We start from the raw sequence: 6617 nt of genomic DNA on the forward strand, positions 1-6617 counted from the left end.
ATGCTTTAGGCTTCCCCCTTTAAAGGAAGTTAGAGGGATGACATAAAGATGGAAACAGTTTACGAACTTTGAAATAACAGGAAGATCAGCAGTATTTATTCTACATAACCGAGCCATGAAAAAATTAAATGTAGTACAAAGCTTTTACTTGTTTCCAAACGGATCAGAACCAATTACACAACCGCTTGGTTTTTTATCGCCCGAGTTCCATTGGATGAGCTGGTGTTTAAGTTGTTTGCAGATTATAAAACTCTATCATTCAGTTACGCTCTATACCAATGAATTGGGAAACGAAGTGTTGATCAAACAACTTAAACTTCCTTATAGCAAGGTAGTTATAACCCAAAACAATTATCCTGCAAAGCTTTGGGCAATGAACAAAATCCATACTTATTCTTTACAACAAGAACCGTTTTTACATGTAGACGGGGATGTGTTTTTATGGAAAGAATTAGGGGGACAAACCCAATCAGCGGGATTAATAGCCCAAAATGTAGAAGTTAATGACGGGTTTTACCAGACAATATTGAAAGAATATCAAACCCGGGAAATTGTACTGCCGGAACCTGTTGCCGAAATATCAAATGCAAACAAGGTTATACGGTCTTGCAATGCAGGTGTGCTTGGTGGTTCTGACCTTGCTTTTTTTAAAGAATATACCCAATTGGCCACAACATTTGTTGCACAATACCAGGAAAAATTAAATGAAGTAACCCACAAAGACGTAAACATAGTTTTTGAGCAGCTTTTCTTTTATCGCCTGGCCGAGCAAAGAAACAAGGCTATTAAATATGTTTTGGAAGACGAGATCAGCGATATGACCTATCCCGGGATTATCAATTTTCTGGACATTCCGCACAAAACTAAATTTATCCATATGTTGGGCACTTACAAAAAAAGCGAGGAAGCTTGTAAAATGTTGGCCAAAAGGCTTCGGACGGATTACCCGGATCACTATTATTTTTTGTTGAATGTATTGAAGAAACAGGGATTGAAAATGTACTATCCTTCTTATAATGAAAACCCGGACATTCCTTCTATCCAAGATCAGGTGAATTCTTATGATTGGAACAAAATCTATCAGGAACAACATGAACAGTATCATTTGTACGATCAGGCATTTGGCAATAGCTCCGAATTTCTTGAAACTAATTTTGTAACCAATAATTTGGTCTATCCGGAAACCACAGATGCGCTGCCTGCAAATTGCATGGTTCCTTGTAGCTTGGAAATGAAATTTAAGAAAAGGGAAATAGACGAGTTGGATAGTTTGATAATGGAGCTATTAAAAGAAGTGAAACCTATAGCCACTCTTTTGGAAGACCTCAAAAACTATTTTGAACCCGAAGATTATACGCAGGAAAAAGAGGCTTTATTAGAATTACTTATGCTCAAACTGCGGAAAGGATGTGAAGATAATATGTTTTTGATTGTTGATAGAACTGATTTAGCTATTGCATAAGTATATGTTTAAAAGTTTTTTAGTGAGCATAATAGCCGGGACAAACATTTCCGCGATAAATTGTACAAGGAACAAATCAAACATAATAAGAGTCTGTTTCAATTTTGTTCGATAATAGTTTTATAGCATAACGTTTGACCATTTCTTCTAAGGCTTTTAAGGTTTGTTAAAAAGCTTTCAAAATTTAATTATTAATTTCACGTTGCAAAAAAGTGTTCAAAAACAGAACAGTTTTTTTATTTCCTTCGTATCCGTTTTTTAAAGAATTAACCATAAATGTATTCTTTATCTTTGCACATCAACATTATTAACTAAATGCCGCCAAAAGGAAATCAGTTCAAGTCTAACCAAATCAAGGAAGAAAATAAGTCCGGGGCACCTTTTATGTTCCCCAAAACTAAAAAGGCCAAGGCCGAACTGCCTTCGTTTGATTTGCGCGACGGCCGGATCATCAAAATTGTGGGCCTGTTTTTTCTGATTATCTGCCTGTATTTTCTGATTGCCTTTACCTCGTATCTATTTACCTGGCAGGACGACCAAAGCTACGTGCTCGAATCAAACGGCGGCTGGGGCAATTTTTGGAAAACGCCGCAGGAACTGATGGACAGCGGCATAACGAACCCAGTGGTGCAAAACTGGCTGGGCAAGTTGGGTGCCTTACTTTCGCACCAGTTTATTTACGAATGGTTTGGCATTGCATCCTTTATTTTTATCGCAGTTTTTTTGGTGATTGGTTACCGTTTGTTGTTCAAAGTCCGCCTGTTTTCGATCAGCAAAACCTTGGGCTATGCTTTTTTTAGCATCCTTTTTTTCTCGGTTGCCATTGGTTTTTTTCATGGGATGGTGAACGATTACCCGCATTTTTTGGAAGGCGAGTTTGGCTTTTGGACGAACCGCTTGCTGGAAGTGCAGATCGGTGCCGCAGGTGTTGCCGGTTTGCTGGTTTTTGCCGCGCTCACTTTTCTCATCGTTGTTTACAATATTGATTTTAAACTTCCTGAAAGAAAACTGAAAGCAGCTTTGGCAGAAAAGGAAGCGGCGGAAGAGCCGGTTATTCCTGCTTCGCACTTTGCACATAACGCGCCAGTCAGTCCGCTCAATATTGTTCCGGATGATGAACCTGTTGCGCCGCCAGCCAAGTACGCCCAAAATTACCCGGTAAAAACAGTATTGCCGGAACCCGAACCAAACGACAGCGTTGAATTTAACATCGCCCCAAAACGGCCGGAAGCTGTAAACGTGCCAAAAATCATCCCGCTGACGGAAGTTTTTAAACCGGTTGTATTAACGCCCGAACCGGTTTTGGAGATTGAAGGTGAACTGGAAGAACCCGAAGAAGAATTAAATGCCGAACCTGTTTTTACGGTTGCAAAACCAACGGTAGAAACAACAGCGAATAAATTGGTAGAAGAATTTGGTTTGTACGACCCGGAATTGGATTTGTCTTCTTACAAAAAACCAACTTTAGAACTGCTGGAAAATTACGGGCCGAACAAAATCCAGATCAACAATGAAGAACTGGAAGCCAACAAAGACAAAATTGTTGAAACGCTGAACCATTACAATATTGAAATAGATAAGATCAAAGCAACCGTTGGCCCAACCGTAACTTTATATGAAATTATTCCGGCGCCCGGCGTTCGTATCTCCAAAATCAAAAACCTGGAAGATGATATTGCGTTGAGTTTGGCCGCTTTGGGCATCCGTATCATTGCGCCGATGCCGGGCAAAGGAACGATTGGAATTGAAGTGCCAAACTTGCATCCGGAAATGGTTTCGATGCGTTCGATTCTGGCAACAGAAAAATTTCAAAATACCACCATGGATTTGCCTATTGCTTTGGGCAAAACCATTTCTAACGAAGTTTACATTGCCGATCTCGCAAAAATGCCGCATTTGCTGGTGGCTGGGGCAACCGGACAGGGAAAATCGGTCGGCATCAATTCCATCCTGGTTTCGCTTTTGTACAGCAAACATCCTTCGCAATTAAAATTTGTGTTGGTTGATCCGAAGAAAGTGGAGTTGACGTTGTTCAAAAAAATCGAACGCCACTTTTTGGCCAAATTGCCGGATGAAGCCGACGCCATCATTACCGATACAAAAAAAGTAATCAACACGTTGAATTCGCTTTGTATTGAAATGGACCAGCGTTATGATCTGTTGAAAGATGCACAAGTTCGGAACTTGAAAGAATACAATTTAAAATTTATCAACCGCAAATTGGTGCCGACCGACGGGCATCGTTTTCTGCCATTTATCGTTTTGATTGTGGATGAGTTTGCCGATTTGATGATGACGGCCGGCAAAGAAGTGGAAACGCCAATTGCCCGTTTGGCTCAGTTGGCGCGTGCCGTTGGCATCCATTTGGTGATTGCCACGCAGCGACCTTCGGTCAATATCATTACCGGAACGATCAAAGCAAATTTTCCGGCGCGTTTGGCTTTCCGGGTTTTGTCAAAAATTGATTCGAGGACGATTTTGGATGCGGGCGGCGCTGATCAGTTAATAGGTCGCGGCGATATGCTTTTGTCAACAGGAAATGACTTGATCCGTTTGCAATGTGCTTTTGTAGATACGCCGGAAGTAGAAAGGGTTTCTGATTTTATCGGCAACCAGCGCGGCTATCCTTCGGCGTTTATGCTGCCCGAATTTGTAGGCGAAGGCGGCGAAAGTACAGCCAAAGAGTTTGATGCCAGCGACCGTGATCCGCTGTTTGAAGAAGCTGCGCGGTTGATTGTGATGCACCAGCAAGGCTCTACTTCTTTAATCCAACGAAAATTAAAATTGGGTTATAACAGGGCAGGCAGGATTATTGATCAGTTGGAAGCGGCAGGCGTTGTTGGCCCGTTTGAAGGCAGCAAAGCTCGTGAAGTTTTACTGCCCGACGACTATGCGCTGGAGCAGTTTATTACAAACATCAATTCAAAATAAATTAATGAGGTTAAAAAGAGTATGCCTTTGTTTGCTGGTTTTGCTAACGGTAATTTCGGTTTCCAAAGCACAAACAGACCCAAAGGCCAAAGCAATTTTAAGTGCGGTAAGCAAAAAGTACCAACAATTTTCGGCGATCAAATCAGATTTTAGTTACGTTTTAGATAATCCGCAGGAAAACATCAAAAGCTTTAAACAAAGCGGGACGATCATCGCCAACCCCAAAACCAATAAATTCAGGATAACCATTTACGAACTTTTGGGTGGTAAAAGAAGCATTGGCCAGGAAATCATCAGCGACGGCAAAACGCAGTGGACGTATGCTAAAAAAGACAACGAAGTGCAAATCAACGATGTGGACAACAAATCGCAAACGCTAAACCCGGCGCAAATTTTTACGATTTACGAAAAAGGCTACAAGTATATTTTTACCGGCGAAGTGAAACAGCAAGGCGTTATTTATCAGCAAATTGAATTGACGCCAACCGATAGCAAAAAGCCTTTTTTTAAGATCAGGTTGTTGATCAATAAAGCGAAATCCAGCATTTACAGTGCCGTCATTTTTGATAAAAACGGAAGCCGTTACACTTACTTGTTAAATTCCCCGGCAACAGATTATAAAGGAACGGACACCATTTTTGGTTTCAACAAAAAAAATTATCCGGGCGTAGAAGTGGTGGATTTGCGCTAAAAGGCTTTATATTTAACCGGGGGCAATGCTTCTTTTACCGGCATAAATTTGGTGAAAGCAAAGCTGAATTGTTAATTGCTGCGGATCATTTTTATCAAAATTAAAATAACACTTTTTAAAATTCTAACGTGCGCATTACTTTTTTAGGAACCGGAACATCACAAGGCGTACCTATGATTGCTTGCGGATGTGCGGTTTGTACATCGCCGGATGCACACGATAAACGTTTGCGTTCGTCTATTTTAATTGAAGAAAACGGCAAAAATGTGGTAATTGATTCCGGCCCTGATTTTCGTTATCAAATGCTACGCGCCGAAGTAAAACATTTGGAAGCCGTAGTTTTTACGCACGAACACAAAGACCATATTGCCGGTTTGGACGACATCCGCGCGTTCAATTATTTCCAAAATTCGGCGGTTGATGTGTATGCTGATTTGCGTGTTCAGGCCGCTTTAAAGCGCGAGTTTTCTTATATTTTTAGTGATTACCAATATCCCGGGATCCCGCAAATCAACCTGAATACCATTGGCTTGGAACCTTTTACGGCTGCCGGCATACCGTTTATCCCGATTGAGGTGATGCACTACAAGCTGCCTATTTTAGGTTTTCGCATCCATGATTTCACTTATATTACCGATGCAAAAACAGTATCCGAAAAAGAAACCGAAAAAATAAAAGGCAGCAAGATCTTGGTAATCAATGCGCTGCAAAAGGAAAAACACATTTCGCATTTTACGTTGAGTGAAGCCATTGTTTTTGCCGAAAAAATAGGAGCGGAGATGACTTATTTTACACATATCAGCCATCGTTTAGGAAGATATGAAGACGTTTCGGCAGAACTTCCGGAGAATATCCGATTGGCTTATGATGGTTTGGAATTGGAGATTTGAAAACTTACTTGCACCCTCCTCTTGATAAATTTATGGTATTGTTCTCAAATGTATATATTTGATAAAAATTTATTTAATTATGCCTAAATATGTTTTGATATATTTTTTATTGTTTTCAGGAAATATTGGCTTTTCACAAAATACTATAATTAAAAATAATTATAATAAAGCGGCAATTAAATTAAATGATAGTGCTGTAAATGTTGTTTTTAAGGGAGCGCGTTCAAAAGAAAGTTTAGCATTAGCTATTAGACTACTTGATAGCGCAACCACAATTGAGAAAAGAGATCCTGTATTGTATTCAAACAAGGTAAAGTATTTAAATTATTCAGGGAGATTTAAAGAAGCGTTGAAGCAAAATGAGATATTATTTAAAATATCAAAGAACCTTCCTACAGTAATTGAGACGCGAGGATTAATACTTTATAAACTTGGTGATAAAGTAAATGCTGAGAAAAATTTTAAAATAGCACATCAGCTCCTTGAAAAACAATATTTTGAGAACCCTAAAGTTGGCGTTTTAGAAAATTTAGCTTTCTCTACTTATTTAATTATGGGACGTGATTCAGCAAATGATTTACTTAACAAAGAAAAATATCGTTACAAAGATGACAGGTTTAAAAGACAATTAAATGACTTTATA

Annotated in this window: 5 protein-coding genes; all 5 read left to right on the top strand. The window is 39.6% G+C overall.

The window, feature by feature from the left end:
• Nucleotides 1–115 precede the first annotated feature (115 nt).
• Complete coding sequence (locus tag V5804_RS01410; protein WP_369589590.1) at nucleotides 116–1462, top strand: DUF6734 family protein; 1347 nt, start codon at nucleotides 116–118, stop codon at nucleotides 1460–1462.
• A 315-nt stretch (nucleotides 1463–1777) separates the two neighbouring features.
• Entirely contained in the window at nucleotides 1778–4393 is a 2616-nt protein-coding gene (locus V5804_RS01415) for a DNA translocase FtsK 4TM domain-containing protein (RefSeq protein WP_369589591.1), read from the top strand.
• Nucleotides 4394–4397: 4 nt separating this feature from the next.
• Nucleotides 4398–5084 (top strand): outer membrane lipoprotein carrier protein LolA, encoded by a 687-nt coding sequence (locus tag V5804_RS01420; RefSeq protein WP_369589592.1) that lies wholly within the window; start codon nucleotides 4398–4400, stop codon nucleotides 5082–5084.
• A gap of 128 nt (nucleotides 5085–5212) precedes the next feature.
• Complete coding sequence (locus V5804_RS01425) at nucleotides 5213–5974, top strand: MBL fold metallo-hydrolase (RefSeq protein ID WP_369589593.1); 762 nt, start codon at nucleotides 5213–5215, stop codon at nucleotides 5972–5974.
• A 79-nt stretch (nucleotides 5975–6053) separates the two neighbouring features.
• The coding region (locus V5804_RS01430) for a tetratricopeptide repeat protein (RefSeq protein ID WP_369589594.1) at nucleotides 6054–6617 on the top strand (564 nt) is incomplete at its 3' end.

The sequence above is a fragment of the Mucilaginibacter sp. genome, from assembly GCF_041088075.1.
Lineage (GTDB): Bacteria > Bacteroidota > Bacteroidia > Sphingobacteriales > Sphingobacteriaceae > Mucilaginibacter_A.